The organism is Lacticaseibacillus sp. 30 (assembly GCF_053819265.1).
Genome location: NZ_JBSOQX010000007.1, coordinates 39,116 through 55,950 on the forward strand (window position 1 = coordinate 39,116; position 16,835 = coordinate 55,950).

At 46.3% G+C, this 16,835-nt stretch carries 17 protein-coding genes and 2 tRNA genes; 9 read left to right on the forward strand and 10 right to left on the reverse strand.

Annotated elements, in window-relative coordinates:
• Positions 1–79 precede the first annotated feature (79 nt).
• From ACWPAB_RS06350 to ACWPAB_RS06360, 3 genes are all read right to left on the reverse strand, one after another.
• Positions 80–931, reverse strand: coding sequence for a DNA/RNA non-specific endonuclease (locus tag ACWPAB_RS06350; protein ID WP_016382265.1), 852 nt, complete (start codon positions 929–931; stop codon positions 80–82).
• Entirely contained in the window at positions 928–1,674 is a 747-nt protein-coding gene (locus tag ACWPAB_RS06355) for a sunset domain-containing protein (RefSeq protein WP_003569912.1), read from the reverse strand. Before ACWPAB_RS06355 ends, ACWPAB_RS06350 begins: the two co-directional genes overlap by 4 nt.
• Positions 1,675–1,809: 135 nt before the next feature.
• Complete coding sequence (locus ACWPAB_RS06360) at positions 1,810–2,973, reverse strand: glycosyltransferase (protein ID WP_003587712.1); 1,164 nt, start codon at positions 2,971–2,973, stop codon at positions 1,810–1,812.
• Between the two features lie 386 nt (positions 2,974–3,359).
• Between ACWPAB_RS06360 and ACWPAB_RS06365 the strand changes: the two genes are divergently transcribed.
• From ACWPAB_RS06365 to ACWPAB_RS06375, 3 genes are all read left to right on the forward strand, one after another.
• The gene (locus ACWPAB_RS06365; protein WP_003574638.1) at positions 3,360–4,277 is read left to right on the forward strand and encodes a Gfo/Idh/MocA family protein; all 918 of its coding nucleotides are present in this window, start codon (positions 3,360–3,362) and stop codon (positions 4,275–4,277) included.
• A gap of 112 nt (positions 4,278–4,389) precedes the next feature.
• The gene (locus tag ACWPAB_RS06370; RefSeq protein ID WP_003569926.1) at positions 4,390–4,857 is read left to right on the forward strand and encodes a nucleoside deaminase; all 468 of its coding nucleotides are present in this window, start codon (positions 4,390–4,392) and stop codon (positions 4,855–4,857) included.
• 152 nt (positions 4,858–5,009) lie between these two features.
• A tRNA-Glu gene (locus tag ACWPAB_RS06375) sits at positions 5,010–5,081 on the forward strand.
• A 305-nt stretch (positions 5,082–5,386) separates the two neighbouring features.
• Here ACWPAB_RS06375 and ACWPAB_RS06380 read toward each other — a convergent pair.
• Together ACWPAB_RS06380 and ACWPAB_RS06385 are read right to left on the reverse strand one after the other, a co-directional pair.
• Entirely contained in the window at positions 5,387–5,560 is a 174-nt protein-coding gene (locus tag ACWPAB_RS06380) for a hypothetical protein (RefSeq protein WP_003569928.1), read from the reverse strand.
• Positions 5,561–5,750: 190 nt separating this feature from the next.
• Positions 5,751–6,233 carry a TspO/MBR family protein gene (locus ACWPAB_RS06385; RefSeq protein ID WP_003569930.1) on the reverse strand — a complete coding sequence of 161 codons (483 nt, stop codon included), beginning with the start codon at positions 6,231–6,233 and terminating at the stop codon, positions 5,751–5,753.
• 200 nt (positions 6,234–6,433) lie between these two features.
• On the opposite strand from ACWPAB_RS06385, the gene ACWPAB_RS06390 reads away from it, so the two are divergent.
• Positions 6,434–6,580, forward strand: a complete 147-nt coding sequence (locus ACWPAB_RS06390) for a hypothetical protein (protein ID WP_003564909.1) — start codon at positions 6,434–6,436, stop codon at positions 6,578–6,580.
• A 182-nt stretch (positions 6,581–6,762) separates the two neighbouring features.
• Here the strand turns inward: ACWPAB_RS06390 and ACWPAB_RS06395 are convergent, their stop codons facing one another.
• The 3 genes from ACWPAB_RS06395 to ACWPAB_RS06405 form a co-directional block, all read right to left on the reverse strand.
• On the reverse strand, positions 6,763–7,956 hold the full coding sequence (locus ACWPAB_RS06395) for an MDR family MFS transporter (RefSeq protein WP_003569933.1): 1,194 nt from the start codon (positions 7,954–7,956) through the stop codon (positions 6,763–6,765).
• A gap of 204 nt (positions 7,957–8,160) precedes the next feature.
• The gene (locus ACWPAB_RS06400) at positions 8,161–8,763 is read right to left on the reverse strand and encodes a TMEM175 family protein (protein ID WP_003569935.1); all 603 of its coding nucleotides are present in this window, start codon (positions 8,761–8,763) and stop codon (positions 8,161–8,163) included.
• 119 nt (positions 8,764–8,882) lie between these two features.
• Positions 8,883–10,313: a C69 family dipeptidase gene (locus ACWPAB_RS06405; protein WP_003564915.1), complete on the reverse strand. Its 1,431-nt coding sequence runs from the start codon at positions 10,311–10,313 to the stop codon at positions 8,883–8,885.
• Between the two features lie 126 nt (positions 10,314–10,439).
• On the opposite strand from ACWPAB_RS06405, the gene ACWPAB_RS06410 reads away from it, so the two are divergent.
• A tRNA-Gln gene (locus ACWPAB_RS06410) sits at positions 10,440–10,510 on the forward strand.
• A gap of 82 nt (positions 10,511–10,592) precedes the next feature.
• Here ACWPAB_RS06410 and ACWPAB_RS06415 read toward each other — a convergent pair.
• Both ACWPAB_RS06415 and ACWPAB_RS06420 read right to left on the reverse strand, forming a co-directional pair.
• Positions 10,593–10,778 (reverse strand): hypothetical protein, encoded by a 186-nt coding sequence (locus ACWPAB_RS06415; protein ID WP_003564917.1) that lies wholly within the window; start codon positions 10,776–10,778, stop codon positions 10,593–10,595.
• Positions 10,771–11,106 (reverse strand): hypothetical protein, encoded by a 336-nt coding sequence (locus ACWPAB_RS06420; protein WP_003569937.1) that lies wholly within the window; start codon positions 11,104–11,106, stop codon positions 10,771–10,773. The genes ACWPAB_RS06415 and ACWPAB_RS06420 overlap by 8 nt, the downstream gene beginning before the upstream one ends.
• Positions 11,107–11,257: 151 nt before the next feature.
• On the opposite strand from ACWPAB_RS06420, the gene ACWPAB_RS06425 reads away from it, so the two are divergent.
• From ACWPAB_RS06425 to ACWPAB_RS06440, 4 genes are all read left to right on the forward strand, one after another.
• A complete protein-coding gene (locus ACWPAB_RS06425; RefSeq protein ID WP_003564921.1) occupies positions 11,258–11,980 on the forward strand; it encodes a histidine phosphatase family protein in 723 nt (240 codons plus the stop codon).
• Positions 11,981–12,163: 183 nt separating this feature from the next.
• A complete protein-coding gene (locus tag ACWPAB_RS06430; protein ID WP_003569939.1) occupies positions 12,164–12,814 on the forward strand; it encodes a TetR family transcriptional regulator in 651 nt (216 codons plus the stop codon).
• A gap of 56 nt (positions 12,815–12,870) precedes the next feature.
• Positions 12,871–14,601, forward strand: coding sequence for an ABC transporter ATP-binding protein (locus ACWPAB_RS06435; protein WP_003569941.1), 1,731 nt, complete (start codon positions 12,871–12,873; stop codon positions 14,599–14,601).
• Positions 14,601–16,487 carry an ABC transporter ATP-binding protein gene (locus tag ACWPAB_RS06440; RefSeq protein WP_003564926.1) on the forward strand — a complete coding sequence of 629 codons (1,887 nt, stop codon included), beginning with the start codon at positions 14,601–14,603 and terminating at the stop codon, positions 16,485–16,487. The genes ACWPAB_RS06435 and ACWPAB_RS06440 overlap by 1 nt, the downstream gene beginning before the upstream one ends.
• Positions 16,488–16,835 lie beyond the last annotated feature (348 nt).

Genomic DNA, 16,835 nt, shown 5'->3' on the forward strand with positions numbered 1-16,835 from the left:
AGGGACCTCCAAAAACTGAATCAAAAAAGCCGCTTCGACTGTTATGACGTCTAACGGCTTTAAGTGACGCTGATAGATTTTAATTCTTAGTGCTTGTCCCATCAGCATAGTTGATTGTATAACCAGGTTCAATATTAAAAATGTAAACATTAAAATAGACTTGATTATCACCAATACTTTGCGCACGCATCTGAACACCACGAGCCACTAATTCATTGCCACGGAAAATTGGATTGACTTCGTAGCGGACATAATGGCTGGTGCTTTGTTTGAGGTAATAAGCGATATCCATCTCATGAGCCAGCATGAGTGGTGTATTAAGGGTTTGCGTGCCGGTCATAAGGTTCTTGGGGTTGTTGTTTTCGCCGGTTAATTGATAACCAATAAGATGGCTGCGATTGTACAGCCAACCATGCGCGGTTTTCTTGTTGTGCCAGCCAGTTGGGTTCCATGTGAGTGGTTCACGCTTGGCTGTTGGCATGAGTGATTTATTTAAAAGCGCATTTGCATCTGTCACGCGATTTTGACCATCGAGATCAGAATAAGTTGCCCAAGCACCTTTGGCAGTAGATAGATCAGCATCAGTGAATGCAGGATTATTTTTGTTGACAATGATTTCTTGTTGGCCAGTGTAGTCAAGATTGGCAAGATCGGACGCTGTCGTGGCAGCAGCACTTGTTGATGATTCACTTGCAGCAGGTTGTGTTTTCGCTAACTTGGCTTTGAGATCGGTGATCTCTTTGCGTTTTTCCGTCAGTTCTGAATCAAGGCTGCTGATAGCTGACTGCGTCTTTTTGTTAGCCTTGGTTTGGCTGGCAACTGGATCGCCAGCTGACTTTACTGAACGACTATTAGTTGTACTGCAACCGCCGAGAAGAAGAACAACAACGGCCAGCGGCATGAAAAGTTGAAGTAATTTATTTTTTCTCATCGTAAGGCCTTTCGATAACCAGCTGCTTGTGCATCAGCTTCTGAATTGAAGTAAACCGCGTTGGCTGAATTCATGTGATAGCCAGCTTGACCAGGCACATGGTAAATTTTGCTGCGGCTGTTTCCGATGATGGTGCCTTGTTCAGCCGTATTCATGTCACCTTCATTAGTCGTGGCCTGCTGTGTTTGTGCTGCCTGTTCCTTAGCGGCTGACTTTTGAGCCTCTTCAGCTTGTTTGGCTGCCTGTGCAGCTGCAACTGCTTGCGATGAGGCCGCGGCGGCTTGCTCAGACGCGGCAACTTGGCTCGCCGATGCTTCTTTGGAAGCTGCCTCAGATGCCGCTCTAGACGATGAAGCCTCAGCTTCGCTGGAAGCAGCAACTTGCGAACTTACTTCAGATTCTAAGCTGGTCTCTTGTTTGCGAAGTGCTTTTAATTCAGATGTCTTCTTGGCTTTCGCTGCCAGTAAAACTTTCCCACGAGCTTTTTCGCTCTTGAGTTGGCGCTGCTGTTTGGCAGATAGCGCCTTGGTTTTGCTGGTTGACGATGTTTGCTGTGGTGATCCCGATGCGGCTTTCGTATCTACCAGCGGTCCGCCAGCGATCAATAAGACAAGCCCACCAACGAGTATGATCAAGTTTAAGCGCTTGGTGAGCGGATGTTTGCGTTGCCGAATCAATCTGACAATACCCCATATGAGTCCCACTAGCCCGAGCAGCACAAAAATACTTCCCAGTGTTGACATGTTATTCCCTCCAAAGTTTTAATATCGACATTAGTTGTTTAAACATAATAAGTTTTTTGTCGATTATTCCAAGGTTTATTTTCCCAGAAAAAAAGCCCGGCGACAAGCACCGAGCTAGCTTCACAGTCAGTTTTTTTAGGATTTGACCACATCGACATTAGCATACAAGTTTGCAATGATCGCCAGCATGTCTTTTTCAGTCCGGTCCCAGCCGATCGTTTTAAGAAAGGCTTGACCATTTTGGACTTGGTTGCTGATCGTGTCAGGGTTGGCACAAGCATTTGCAAGCGTTTTGGCCAGATCTCGTTCATCAAGGTGACTGGCAAAATAGGTCCCGTCTTTCAAGAAGTAGCTTCCTGTGCCTTCCTTAAAATCAATGAGAGGCAGGCCAGTGCTCATCATTTCATAAGGGACAAGCGAAAAATTGGTCATAGATGGCGCGATCCCGAAATCAGCACTTTGGTAAAGTCGATTTAATTCCGGGGGAGTCAGCTTACCAAGGTTTTCACCATTGATGAATCGTTTGCTGCGGCCGGTACCGAAGTATTGAATTTTGAGATCGATTCCTTTGGCGCGCAGTAACTGGCGGCAATTTTCGAGGACAATCTGAATGTTGATGGGTGCGCGCCGCGGGCTGCTCCACTTGGTATAGACAGCAAGCTTGATTTGTTTTTTTTGTTCATAAGGTGTCATGTCGCGTTCCTTGAATGGATACCGTGCAACATCGACAGGAAAGTTAATCACATCAATAGGACTGTGAACCTTGCAATGCATGGTGATCATGTGGGCACACCATGGACCAAGCGATACCATGTGCAGACCTAGACTGTAAGTTCGTCGCGCCATCTGATAGCGATCGCCATATGGATAGAAATACGGTTCGTAATCTTGAACAAAATACATTTTGTACCCCGGTTTGTTCTTGATCACATAAACGGATTCCCATAACGTGGCGACCCAAATATCGGAACGATGGGACTCAAGTTCGCCCATTGGCAGACAGGTTCCTTTGTAACCGGGATAATTAAATTCAGCATTCTGAATCATTTCGTCTTGGCTTTGTGGGACATAGCTTAAATAGTAGACATCGTAACCGGCGTTGGCCAGCAGCGTACCTAGATGCAGCATCGTTGTTTGACCGCCATCAAAACCGATAATGCCGGTTGTGACAAATGTGATCCGATTACCACGCGGTTTCGTTTGATCGGCTGGTTGATCATTAAAATATTTCAAAATCTGATCATATTGATGAATACTGCCATCAGGGGCATCACTAAACTTAGTTTTTGCAGGTTTCACAACGAGTCCTCCTTGTATGATTAATGGTACTTTGTGTCGCTTTAGGCGTCGCTTAAATTTGAGTAGAAAAAAGAAGAGCGGACTAGTTGTCATCTCGCGTTTGGTGTGACGATCCGTGTAGGCTCAAGAAGCGTACAAAAGCGGCTACTTTATTTTAGTTTACATAATAACCGTAAACTTCTTTTTGAAAGTTTTCAAGTTGTCGCTGAATGGTCGTTAAGAACGGAGAGGCGTAAAATAGAAGGACAGGACCAGTGGTATACTGTGTTAATAATAGTGGCATTTGGTTAGGCAGGCGGATCATTACGAATGCTTATCTTTACCCTGACAGGGGCCTGTGCTAGTGTGAAAGTAAATTATTTTGTCATGAAAGAACAGGTGAAACGATGTTAACGATTGGTGTCATGGGACTTGGTACGATTGCGCAGAAAGCATATCTGCCAGTTTACACACAAATGCAGAATCAAGTGCACTGGGTACTGAGCACCCGCAACGACGATAAATTGCAACAATTGGCAACACAAGACGGACTTGCGATTGCGGGCACGACTTTAGAGGATTTGGATGCGCAACCGCTCGATGCCATCATGATTCACACGCCAACGGAAACCCATTATCAGTATGTGAAACATTTTCTGGAAAAAGGCGTCAACGTTTTTGTTGATAAACCACTTGCCACAGATATGGGCCAAATCAATGAATTATATGATTTAGCCGATACCCAGCACGTGCTGCTAACGGTTGGATTCAATCGACGATTTGCGCCCATGATTCAGGACTTGGCTGAAGTCGATGATAAAACAGGCGTTCGCGTTGACAAAAATCGGATTGATGCCCCTGACGATCCAGAACATGCACTGTGGGATCTCTTTATTCATCCGGTAGATACGGCCTTAATGTTGGCAGGCTATCCAGAAAAACCAAATACCCGATATTCATTGCATACCGGCGATGATGGTAAACTGCAGCAAGCTAGTGTGATTTTCACCGCACCGGGCATCCGCGGTGAAGCCGGGATTGACTTACAAGCAGGTACCAATCTTGAAGAAGCTCAGGTTGCGGCTCCAAGTGGCGTTCAGCGTGTGCAGAATCTTGATCAACTCGTCGTTTACGGACGTGGCGGGGCAACGCAGACATTCGCGCCTGATTGGCAGCCGATGTTAACAACGCGCGGTTTTCAGCCAATGGTTCAGGCCTTTGTTCAGGCTGTGGCGGATCCAGAAGGGAAAAACCCGGTGTCACCAGCTACTAGTCAATTGGCGCACGCAGTTGTTGCGGATTTGGTTAATCAGATCAAGGCTTAAGTTGTCGTGGATTTTGGGATATAAGGCATCTAATCATTCGGATGCCATCAAGAAAATGCTCGCTAGTGAATTTTTGGCGTGGTGAGTACTGTCTTTTTGGAGGGAATCGCTTATGTATCGAAAAGAATTTATGGCAATGGCCAATGAAGAAGCCAAGGCAAACGTCAATGGTAGCGATGGCGGTCCGTTTGGTTGTGTGATCATCAAAGATGGTAAAGTTGTCAGCCGCGCGCATAATCAAGTGCTGGTTGATCACGACCCAACCGCCCATGGCGAGATCACGGCGATTCGAAAAGCTGGCCAGGCACTTGGCACACATGACTTAACCGGCTGTGAACTCTACACATCTGCCATGCCATGTCCCATGTGTCTCAGCGCCATTATCTGGGCCAACATTAAGCAGGTATACTATGGCAACACAGCAGACGATGCTGCGGCAATTGGCTTTCGCGATGCCGCTATCTATGATTTCATCAATGCCGGCTTGAAAGGCGACATGCTTGCTCTGACCCAACATGATCGCGAGTTGACGATCGGGGCATTCAAAGACTATCAATCGGCTCAAAAGAAACTTTATTAGCAACACGAGTGGCATCATCTATCATTAGCCAAAATGACTGACAGGAAAAAGCGAAAACCCGCATCAGTTGACACCAAGTGCTGTCAAAATGTATTTGACATTTTCGCACTTTCCTGTAGAATAATTTAGGTACGATATTAAGCGCCACTCATTGCCCGTTGGTCAAGGGGTTAAGACGCCGCGTTCTCAGCGCGGAAACACGGGTTCGAATCCCGTACGGGTGAGAAATAGAACAAATAAGAACAAATGAAATCCTCGAAATGCCTTTAGAATGGTGTTTCGGGGGTTTTGTTTTGGGAGAAAGGACTAAAAGGGATAACTTAGGGGGCATTGATCGGGGACTTTCACGAACAAGTATTCGTGGAAAAAGGCAAATCCCCCCTGAAACGTGGAAACTATTGTGCCTCAAGGGTTTTGGGCGGTGATAAATGCATTGAGTTTTTAGAAGTCCCCTAATGATCGCTGAATCCAGCGTCCAGCACGGAATGTGGCGACCGATGATGTTTTCAGTCTTTTGAAGGCATTTTTACTACTTTGTCCCTTTTTTTCCAAGATACTCTTGACCGATTGACACCCGCAACTTGGTGTCAGCTTCGGCCTGCATTTGCGTGAAGACATGGCCGTACATGCGGTGAAGTTCCTTTAAACTGGTGTAACCAAGACGCTTCGCAATATACCAGTCAGAGTAACCAGCGTAGATCACACAAATTTAACCTTAAAGTTGACAAAAAAGTCACTGTTGATACATTATAAATATTGAAAAGAGGCCATCGGGAGGGTACCCCGATGACCTCGACACGGTCTGGAAGACTGGTGTAGAAGCTAACCCTCGTGGCTAGCTTCTTTTAGTATCTTAGTTGCGTAGTTATTTTAAAATATTGGCCAGCAAGCCACTAATTCATCATCGCTACTCCTAACGTCAAATAGGTAGCGAATAAAATCCAAACAAAGTATGGCACAAACAGGTAGGCTGCCAGTTTATTCACATTGCGAAAGGCGAGTATGCAGGCAAGGACAACCAAATCAAGCACTATAATGATGATCAGTCCGAGCCAATAGCTATTGCCGCCGAAAAACACGATGCTCCAAATGAAGTTTAGAAGCAGTTGACTGCCAAAAAGACTGAGATTGATGGTTTTTTGGGTACGCGATGTCGTGTCTTTGATGACTAAGTAACCAGCAACGCCAATTAATAAGTAGAGGATGATCCATACTGGTCCAAAGACAGCGGCTGGTGGTGAAAGTGGCGGCAGCTTTAAGGATGTATAGATGCCCCTGATATTACCTGCGAGTAGACCGGAAAGGGACCCAATAAGCTCAACGACGACGATGCTCAAAATGAGATGAAACCAGTTGATATTTCTTTTTGTTTGCATAAGCAATTACCTCCTTTTTTGAGTTTAGCATGCTCATTATTAATTGTGTTAATATCACGCATTTGATAAGGCGCGTCAATCATTGATTGTCAAAGGCTGTTACTGATCCAGAAACTGCCTTGACATAAGTTCTATGATAAAGGTAGAGCCTGCTTGAAGGCTTTGGCAGGCCAGAAGTTTGATTAAGCGAGGCGATCATCATGATGCAATATCGATTACAATTAGACACTAAAAACCAGTTGTTTGTAGCAATTGACGCACATGATCAGAACCATTTTGGAACTGGTCGGACGGTTGAAGAGGCTATTAAGAACTTGAAGGATTCAACAGACAACAAAGCTGCATAAAATCAGGTCGTGGACTTTCGCACTTGCGAGAACCCACGACCTGATTTTTTAGTGGCGCTTATTTTCCTAAAAGGTTCGTGGTAAGGCATCTTCTAGTGCATTCCCAATTCAATTCGTCAGACAACGCCGTAGCTTTTCGATAAATGGATTTAAGCCTGCGTTTCCAAGTAGTTCGATTCGGATTACTGATATCGCACCAATCGCCGCCGAGTTCGGATCCAAACAACGATAAGCACAGCGACTAGCGCAAACACACCGACTGCGGCAATGATGAACAAACTGCGATAGCTGAGCCAGTCGATGATTAGCCCGCCGAATAATGGCCCGAGTGCGCGACCAACGGAACCCCAAGAATTGACGAAACCTTGGTAGCGGCCTTTGATTTCACGCGGAGTCAGATCGTTAACGAGTGCAGGAATAGCAGGGGATGCGGTCGCTTCGCCAGTTGTCAAAGCAATCATTGCGATCATGAAAAGCGCATATGTGTGCGCGGTGATCAGAATGAGAAATGAGATGGCAACCATCACGAGACCAAAAAGAATTTGATAGATAATCTGAATGCCGTTGACGTGTTCGTTGAACCAGTTTAAGAAGAGTTGAATGACGACGATTAAAGCGGCATTCAAGGTCCACAGGAAACTGTAATTGCGTAACGGAATGCCTAGTCCAGTCATGTAGACGGACAAATTGGATGACCATTGTTGATACATGAGCCAAAAGATGAGCAAGGCAAAAAAGAAAGTGGTCAACATCAGCTTGTTTGCACCAGGCAAACTCGGCTTTGGTGTTTCGGTCGTCGTTTCTTTTCGTGTCGGTTGCGCTGTTTTTGCCGCCGGTCGGAATTTGATTAGCACGATCCCAAAGAAAATGCCATATAACACAACCGCAATCAAAAAAAGTAGGGTAATGCTGATATCATAAACAAACCCAACCAACGCAGTGCCAACCACAACACCGACATTTTGCGCAAAGTAGAGCATCGTGAAGACATAGCGGCCGTCTTTTGACCGGATGCTTGTGCCGAGTGAATTCACCATCGTAATGTTCCACCCGGAGCCAATGCCCAGTAAGGTCAGCCAAATGCTGTAGGCTGGCCAGCCGTGCCACAAGGTCAAACCGATCAAGACCAAGCCGGTGAGCCCCACACCAAACAAAGCAAGGCGGTAGGGGTCGCCTTGGTCGTACAGACGTCCGCCAATGATACTGCCGACGACGCTCCCAAGCGAATTTAGCAGTAAAACGACACCGATGACAGTTAGCGAAATGTCTAGGCGATTATGCAAATAAATGCTGGTTAAAGGCCAGATGAAACTCATGCCAATGCTACTAAGTAAGGCACCTGTCAGTAACCAGCGTAACTGAATTTCGCGCACCAAGGGTAACGCCCCCTTTTTAAAATAATTGCAAGGCACGGAGCCGCTTGCTGCCTGTGTTTAAGACAATAATGCCATGTTACGTCAAGTGTGATCGGGCGGTCAAACCTATTTTGGGGGATGCTTTCATGATTGAAAATAAACGCAGACACATTTTGTGGGTCAGAAAAGGAAAAGAATAGGGACTTGGCAACATGTCCCAAAACCTTAATGCATAGCAGGCAGGCGCATGCGTAAATAAGCGATGAAATGGAAGACGATACCAAGAAGTAGCAAGACGCCAGCGATCCAAACGTTCAGCCAACTGACCAAAATGGAACTACCATAAATTAAGCCACTGATTAACGGATCGATACGTTGTGTAGGACTGGTGATGCCATGATCGGTGAGTTGTGGATGGGTGCTTAGATAATGATAAATCAACCAATAAGAAAGCGAAATTAAGAGAGCGACAATGTCGTAGACAATAAACGCTACCTGCATGTCAGCATGATTCAAGGTTCGTAACGCCATTGCAACCAGTGACATGCTGTAGTTGATTAACGTTGCGGTGAATAACAGGATGAGATTCAAAATATTCAGCGCCGTGGTGGTTCTCTTAACATGAGTAAAGTAGTCGTGGTGGAAAAGCCACAAGGTACCGACGTAAAAATAAGAGGTGAGGTAAGTGATTAATAATGGCATTTGTCCGGTTACTTGGTGCAACAGCGTCCCTGGTCGGCCAGCAACGGGATGAAATTCAAGCACCAAAATAGTGATTAAAATGGCAAACACGCCATCGCTAAACGCTTCGATACGAGATTTTGACATAGCGATCAATGCCTCCTTTTGATTGCCATTTGGGTGAGGTATGCCGGATCGGTTGTAAGAAGTTGTCAGCAAAAAAGCGGCCGCAAGATTCGGACCGCTTGATGTCATTCGCTTATAACTTAAAGATTTTTATCCATATTAAACGTTAACTTCGACAGTTTTAAACTTTCCATGACATAGTTGTTAATCAAAGCTTTAGTAGCTTGCTTGGTGTGATCAACTAACTTGTAATTGGCTTCAGTTAAATACTGCGTCAACTCTTTATCCCCAAGATCCTTGGCACCGTCGTCGGTGGCTTGGATCATTTCACGATAGTCACGATTCAGGGCAGTTAAATAATCGCGATCTGCTTGAATAAACTGGGTGTAATGCGCTTCGACTAACACATCCAAGAGGCGATGCAGCCAGTAAGCTGAATCGGCATCAATATCGAATGTTTTCGGCGTTTTAGAGTAGCTTGGATCTGTATCGTTGGCGTTGCAATAAAACGGTACATACGGACTGAAAGTCGGCATGCCAATCGCTAGCCACATAATGGCAGCAAGTCCTTCATTGACATCACGGCGTAGCTGCAAAATGTGTGAATTTTGCGTACGGTTCAAGCCGATTGGCCGGTAACGGAAACGATCGGCATCACTACCATGACCATAAGGATCAAATGGTGTCTCGTTGTAATGGCTGCCGAGGATTTGGGCAATGTCTTCACGGTTGATCAGGTGATCGGTATGCATGATGAATGGCAATTCGGCTGATTCGGGATCAGCTTCGATTTCTGGATTCAGAATTTTGTGACCATACCACACACGCGGCGTGTTGTAGTGACGATCCTTTTCATTCATCGTGCCGAAAATGTGGCGGAAGTTCCAACCTTCTTTGTCGGTGTTCAGGTGATGCGCATCGACGAATTCTTGAATACCTTCACTCCAGACAAAATTGTCGGTATCATCAAAGTCAACTTGCTGGATAGCAACCTGATTAGCAGCAATCGCGTAGGCATCATCAGGGATGCGCTGTGCAACCCAATGATGGCCAGTCACGATTTCCATATACCAGACATTATCTTTGTCGGAAAACAACACCGAGTTGCCAGCAGGAGAGCCGTATTGCTTGATGAGTTGACCCAGATACTCAACCCCATGACGAGCAGATTCGATGAATGGCAGCACCATGTTGACGATCAAGTCTTCATCAAGCCCATCTTTAACCAACGGATCAAACCCCAACGCCCGTTCATTGCCGTAAGTGCTTTCGGTGGCTGACATCGCGACATTGCGTTCGTTGATCCCGCTTTCCTCGTAATCACCGAGTTTATCGTTCTCAACATTTGGGACAGCATTATAGCGATAGCCGTTCTCCGGCAAGTCTGCTTCGAAACCGTTCAAAGGTGATTTAACGTGCAGCGATTTCTCGCCTTTCCAGCCCGCGTGCATATAGAAACGTTGTGGTGTTAGGGGACTGAAGGTGTCGTCGTTACGTGCGATCATCGTTGAACCATCGATGCTGGCCTTCTTACCGACCAGAATCGAGGTGCATGCAGATTCAATTTTCATTCTTGCGCCTCACTTCTTAAGTATTGGTAATAGTTTACGCCAGAATCAGGTATTTTGCACCTTCATAAAAAAAGACGTTGACAAGTGCGCAAAAATTTTTTAAGATATTACTCGTTGTTAAGTTATTGGGTAGTAGCGAAGTGGTAACGCAGTGGACTCTGAATCCATAATCATAGGTTCGATCCCTATCTACCCAAGCGCGATATTAAAAGATGCTGTGAACAGACATACTTGTTTGTTCACAGCATCTTTTTTTCGTCTAAATCATTTTAATCCCGGTTATGAGCGCTGGGTCCAAGCTAAAAAGGCAGCGTAGCCAAAACAAAGACAACCATAAAGCAGAAAAGCGCCGATGATGAAGGACAGCCATGGCCAAGTTAAAAAAGCGCGTGCGATGAAAAGGAAGAAAGCCATCAGCACCGCGCGCAGGCCACGGGTGAAGACGGCTTTGACAGCATTATTCAAATGACACCTCAATGAGCAGGCGCCGTGCCTTGGTCAGGTGGCTCGTGGTTAACCACATATTATTAGTTGAAGCCTGCTCAGCGTCTTCACTCAATTCAGGCAGCAGGCTTAATAACCATGCGCCTAACTCAGGATTATTGAATGCAAAATGTTCTGGCAAACGGATAACCCGTAACCGATTTGGTGGGAAAAAGAGTGATTGTTCAGGAAACAACACACGGTCGTCTAAAAGAATACTGGCGACATTTTGATAAGGTACCGTGCGAACCTGATAACTTTGCGGATGGGCATGGGCATATGCCAGTATCATGATGGCTGCGTTGATCACAAAAAAGGCCTCCATTCAGAAATGCTTACGGGTTTCATGATACCATGGAAAGGAGAAGTGTGTGCGTTAAGCGAGAATGCGCACTGGACAGTCACGGATGCGACAATGATGATGAGATGGCATAGGTGCACGGACTGAAGGAGTGATAGACATGACGATAAGGCTATATTTGGTTAGACATGGCGAAACGCCTATGAATGCGGCACGACAATTGCAAGGCATCACAGATGCGGCGTTGACGGCTAAGGGACGCGCCGCTGCCGACCGATTAGGCGAGTTGCTACGGCCAGTGCCTTTTGCAAAAGTCTTTACCAGTGATCGCGGCAGGACAATTGAAACCGCTCATCGGATTATTGCTGGTCATCAGCCGCAACCGCCATTGATTCAATTGTCCGCCTTACGGGAATATTATTTTGGCGGCTTAGAAGGTGATTCTGGTAACGCCGTCATCACCCGCACGATTCGTCAATTTGGGGTGGCTGCCGCTTTTCGGGCTTGGCGCGGGTCGGAGCGTTTTGCTGGACTCGTGCGGTCAATTCGAGAAGCAGATCCGACCCATCAGGCAGAGGACTTACCAGATTTGATTGCTCGTGCCCACCAGGCTTTTACCCAAGTGATCGCCCAAAGCCCGGATAACAGTGACATTCTAGTTGTTTCACATGGTATGTTACTGAGTGCGTTGATTTATCAGCTGGCGCCAGAGGACTTGCCGTTTATGCTGTTGAAGAATACCAGTGTGACGCGGGTTGACATCACAGAGAAGCAGTGGCAGGTGCGCGGCGTTAATTTAACTCGTGAACGCGACATTTTGGCACTTCGCGGCTCAGCAACATCAACGGCACCCGATGCTGCCTCGGATCAGTCGCCAAAGTGATTTCTTGGACTGAATGGTTATTTAACAGCAACCAGTCATGTTCCAATAATAAGAATTTTGTTAAAACGACAACCTCAGACCTTCGACTGAATTTGTCGTTTTTTGATTGCATTTTAAAACAACCGCGACTATAATGACAGCTTGTCACATGACAAATTGTCATATCCGTGAAAGGAGGCCGTCATGCCGAAACCAACGTTTTTTCGGTTACCGGAAGCAAAGCAAAAACGTCTAATGGATGCCGCTAATAAAGAGTTTGCCCGCGCACCATTTAATGATGCTAGTATTAGTCATATTATAAAGGATGCAGGGATTCCGCGCGGTAGTTATTATCAATATTTTGATGACAAAGCCGATCTTTATTTTTATTTATTGGAACAAGTGCGGCATCGCGCAGTTGCTGCTTTGCAACAGGTGATGGCCAAACATCACGGGGATCTTTTTGCCGCTATGTCAGAATTTTTTGGGCTGACGATTGATGCGCTGGTTCAAGGTCCGCATGCAGCACTTTATCGCAATGTCTTTTTGCATATGGATTTCCACAGTGCCTCAAAAATGGCCGGATCACCTTTAGCTGAGCGGCCCCGTGGGCATCATGAGATTCATCAGTATTTGCTGGCAAATATTGATCGTCGTCAGTTACGAATCAAAAGCGACGATGATGTCAGTTTGCTCATTCGTCAGATTGTCGGGATGTTCATGCAGACAATCGGCTATTTTTATTCACGCCAGACTAAAGGTAAAGAGGTGACCGTTGCTGAGTTGAAGCAACGCACCAATCAAATTCTGGACTGGTTGCAGTACGGCGTTGCCAGTGAAGGGGAACGTCATTAAATTGTGCAAGACGGTCGACCGCAATTGCGATCTAATGCACGTGTTAGGAGGAAATTATGCTTAAGCTTGCAAAAAAACGCATGTCTGGCTGGGCCGTCATCGGCGCCGTCCTGTTCATGATCGTTCAGGTGATGAGCAACCTGTACTTACCAAACTTGACAGCCGATATTGTTAACAACGGGGTTGCCAAAGGCGATATTGATTACATTTGGGCAACCGGGATGAAAATGATCCTGTTTGCCTTGCTCAGTATTCTTGCGAGCGTGGGAAATGTTTTTCTTGCGTCGCAGACATCGCAAAAACTGGGACAAAAATTACGTTCCGACGTCTATCGCAAGGTCATTAACTATTCTCATGATGAGATGGACAAGGTCGGCACAAGCTCTTTGATCACCCGGACAACGAACGACGTCACCCAAATTCAAAATGTTTGGATGATGATCTTGCGAATGATGATCATGGCACCAATCATGCTCATCGGGGCAAGCTTTTTGGCTTATCAAAAGAGTCATACCCTGACCATGGTTTTCTTGATTAGTCTGCCATTATTAGCCTTTTTCCTATTGATTATTATGTATTTTGCTGTGCCGTTGTTTAAGGCTATGCAGAAGAAGACCGATAACATTAACTTAGTTTTCCGGGAAGGGTTGACTGGCGTTCGGGTCATTCGTGCCTTCCGTCAAGATGATTTTGAACAAAATCGGTTTGAAACGGTTAACCAAGATTACACGCACAATGCCGTGAAGGTCTTTTCAATCATCGCTGCGGTTTTCCCAGTGATGACGTTGATTATGAGTGGCACGAACATTGGCATTACTTGGTGGGGCGGCCATTTGATCGCGCAACAAGCACTTGAAACTGGGAATCTGATTGCGTTCATGACGTATGCAATGCAGATTTTAATGAGTTTCATGATGCTTTCTATGATCTTTGTGTTCATTCCGCGGGCGCAGGCTTCTGCGGTTCGTTTGAATGAAGTTTTGGATCAACATAGTCGGATTACGACGCCAACCTCACCAAAGTCGTTAGACACTACTCATCCTGCACTGCAGTTTGATCACGTCCAATTCCGTTATCACCATGCGGAAGAGCCAGCCTTGAGTGATATTGATGTGCAGGTCACTGGTGGTGAGACGCTGGCGATTATTGGCGGAACCGGGAGTGGGAAAACGACGATGGTCAATCTGATTCCTCGGTTTTACGATGCGGAAAAAGGGCATGTTCGAGTTGACGGCGAGGACGTGAAAGCCGTTGATTTGAAGAAGCTGCATGAAGCTGTGGCTTTCGTACCGCAGAAAGCCAATCTTTTCACCGGAACGGTGCGCGATAACATGAAATATGGGAATGATGAGGCAACCGATGATCAAATCTGGCATGCCCTTGAAATTGCCCAAGCTAAAGATTTCATCGCGGCCAATCCAGAAGGCCTGGACTATCAAGTTGAACAAGGCGGCGGTAATTTCTCTGGCGGGCAACGTCAACGGTTAGCCATTGCGCGTGCTTTGGTCAAGGATGCATCTGTTTATGTTTTTGATGATTCATTCTCTGCGCTAGACTTTAAAACCGATGCTAATTTGCGGGCCGCTTTAAAGGCCGATGCTAAAATCCAGACAAAAGTCGTTGTCATTGTTGGTCAGCGAGTATCAACCGTCGCCGATGCGGACACGATTGTCGTGTTGGATGAAGGTAAGATGGTCGGCAAGGGGACACATGCTGAGTTGAAGGCCACCAACACGACTTATCAGGAGATTATCAAGTCACAGATTCGGGAAGGAGACGAGCAATAATGGCAGATCAAAAAAAGTCTGAAACCACGAAGCAGCCGTCCGGCCCTCGGATGGGTCCAGGCGGCCGTGCCGGTCTCGTTGAAAAGCCGAAGAATTTCTGGGGCACGACGGCGCGTTTGTTTGGTTACATGCGCAATCGGCTGATTGGGATCATTGCCGTACTGGTTTTGGCGATTGCCTCAACCGTCTTTCAGATTCGCACGCCGAAAATTTTAGGGGAAGCCACAACTGAAATTTTTAAAGGCGTCATGAAGGGGCAAGCTGAACAAAAAGCTGGCATGTCAGTTGGCACTTATCCAGTTGATTTTGACAAGATCAAACAGATTATCTTAATCGTCCTAGTTTTGTATTTGGGCAGTGCACTGTTCAGTTTCCTGCAGCAGTTCATTATGACCCGAATTTCGCAGAACACGGTTTATCAACTGCGAAAAGATTTGAAGTACAAGATGAAAACTGTGCCGATTAAGTATTACGACACGCACAGCAACGGTGATATCATGTCGCGGGCGATTAATGATATGGACAATATCGCCTCAACTTTGCAGCAAAGTCTGACACAAATGGTGACAAGTGCTGTGATGTTTGTCGGGACGATCTGGATGATGTTGACGATCTCTTGGAAACTCACGCTGATTGCTTTGGTGACGATTCCGCTTGGCCTGATTGTGGTCGGGATCGTTGCGCCTAAGTCACAAAGGTTCTTCGCTGCTCAGCAGAAAGCCTTAGGGTTGCTGAATAACCAAGTTGAAGAGACTTATGGCGGCCAAGTCATCATCAAGAGTTTCAACCGTGAAGACGATGAAGTCCGCGATTTTGAAGGTCAGAACCAAGCCTTTTATAATGCGGCTTGGAAAGCCCAGTTTGTTTCTGGGATTATCATGCCGCTCATGATCTTCCTGAACAACATCGGTTATGTTTTTGTAGCAATCATGGGTGGTATCGAAGTTGCCAACGGTGCCATTACACTGGGGAATGTGCAAGCTTTCCTGCAATACATGCAACAGTTCTCTCAGCCGATTTCACAATTGGCCAACTTGGCTAACACGATTCAGTCAACGATTGCCAGTGCCGAACGAATCTTTGCTGTTCTGGACGAACAGGACATGCAAGACGAGCCGTCTGGTGTGCCAGCAGTCGCAAATGATCCGAACAAATTAGTGATGGATCACGTACAATTTGGGTATACACCGGATATGCTGCTGTTGAAGGATTACAATTTGCAAGTGAAACCAGGGCAAATGGTGGCCATTGTTGGACCAACTGGGGCCGGCAAAACCACAATCATCAACTTGCTGGAACGTTTCTACGACATCAGTGGCGGTTCGATTCGCTTGAACGGGACAGACACGCGTGATATGAAGCGAGAGGCAGTTCGCTCGCATTTTGCTATGGTGCTTCAGGATACGTGGCTGTTTACCGGTACCATTTGGGATAATTTGAAGTATGGTCGAGAAGATGCGACAGACGATGAAGTGCTTGCGGCTGCCAAGGCGGCGCATGTTGATAACTTTGTCCGGCAGTTGCCAGATGGCTATAACACGATTCTGAATGAAGAGGCTTCAAATATTTCTCAAGGGCAACGGCAATTGCTGACGATTGCGCGTGCGTTTGTCGCCGATCCTGAGATTCTGATTCTTGATGAAGCAACCAGTTCAGTTGATACCCGAACTGAAATTCATATTCAGCATGCCATGAACCGACTGTTGACGAATCGCACCAGTTTTGTTGTTGCACATCGACTTTCCACGATTCGCGACGCTGACAACATCATCGTGATGGATCATGGTTCGATTGTTGAAACCGGCAACCATGATGAACTCATGGCCAAAAACGGCTTCTACGCTGATCTGTATAACAGTCAATTTAGCGGCAATGTTGCTATTTAGGGCTGATTTGTAGGGACGAGCGTGAGCCATAATTTCCTTGTAGGACTTGTGATTCGTTAAATTCCGAATAATCGTAGGCGGGTGCTAGGCTAAAAGTTCCTTGCCGTGCCAAACGCCGCAATCTCCGGCCAGATGGGGTGGCGACGCGTAGCTAGAGCAGTGACGGCGCTTTGAGCTCGCAAAAAGCAGCGCGATCTCAAAGTCGCCTAACAACATCAGCTCCAAGGACCGTCGCTGTGTTGTTTCCACGGCTGAGCCCCATCTGGCCTACGATTGCTCCGCCTTGGCACTAGGATTTTTAAATTTTTCCTGACTATCTATGAAAAACAAAGACGACTGATTTTCCGC

Coding starts and splice junctions, on each gene's coding strand:
- ACWPAB_RS06350 (WP_016382265.1), bottom strand. CDS start 931: ATGAGAAAAAATAAATTACTTCAACTTTTCATGCCGCTGGCCGTTGTT.
- ACWPAB_RS06355 (WP_003569912.1), bottom strand. CDS start 1,674: ATGTCAACACTGGGAAGTATTTTTGTGCTGCTCGGGCTAGTGGGACTC.
- ACWPAB_RS06365 (WP_003574638.1), top strand. CDS start 3,360: ATGTTAACGATTGGTGTCATGGGACTTGGTACGATTGCGCAGAAAGCA.
- ACWPAB_RS06370 (WP_003569926.1), top strand. CDS start 4,390: ATGTATCGAAAAGAATTTATGGCAATGGCCAATGAAGAAGCCAAGGCA.
- ACWPAB_RS06385 (WP_003569930.1), bottom strand. CDS start 6,233: ATGCAAACAAAAAGAAATATCAACTGGTTTCATCTCATTTTGAGCATC.
- ACWPAB_RS06390 (WP_003564909.1), top strand. CDS start 6,434: ATGATGCAATATCGATTACAATTAGACACTAAAAACCAGTTGTTTGTA.
- ACWPAB_RS06400 (WP_003569935.1), bottom strand. CDS start 8,763: ATGTCAAAATCTCGTATCGAAGCGTTTAGCGATGGCGTGTTTGCCATT.
- ACWPAB_RS06405 (WP_003564915.1), bottom strand. CDS start 10,313: ATGAAAATTGAATCTGCATGCACCTCGATTCTGGTCGGTAAGAAGGCC.
- ACWPAB_RS06425 (WP_003564921.1), top strand. CDS start 11,258: ATGACGATAAGGCTATATTTGGTTAGACATGGCGAAACGCCTATGAAT.
- ACWPAB_RS06430 (WP_003569939.1), top strand. CDS start 12,164: ATGCCGAAACCAACGTTTTTTCGGTTACCGGAAGCAAAGCAAAAACGT.
- ACWPAB_RS06435 (WP_003569941.1), top strand. CDS start 12,871: ATGCTTAAGCTTGCAAAAAAACGCATGTCTGGCTGGGCCGTCATCGGC.
- ACWPAB_RS06440 (WP_003564926.1), top strand. CDS start 14,601: ATGGCAGATCAAAAAAAGTCTGAAACCACGAAGCAGCCGTCCGGCCCT.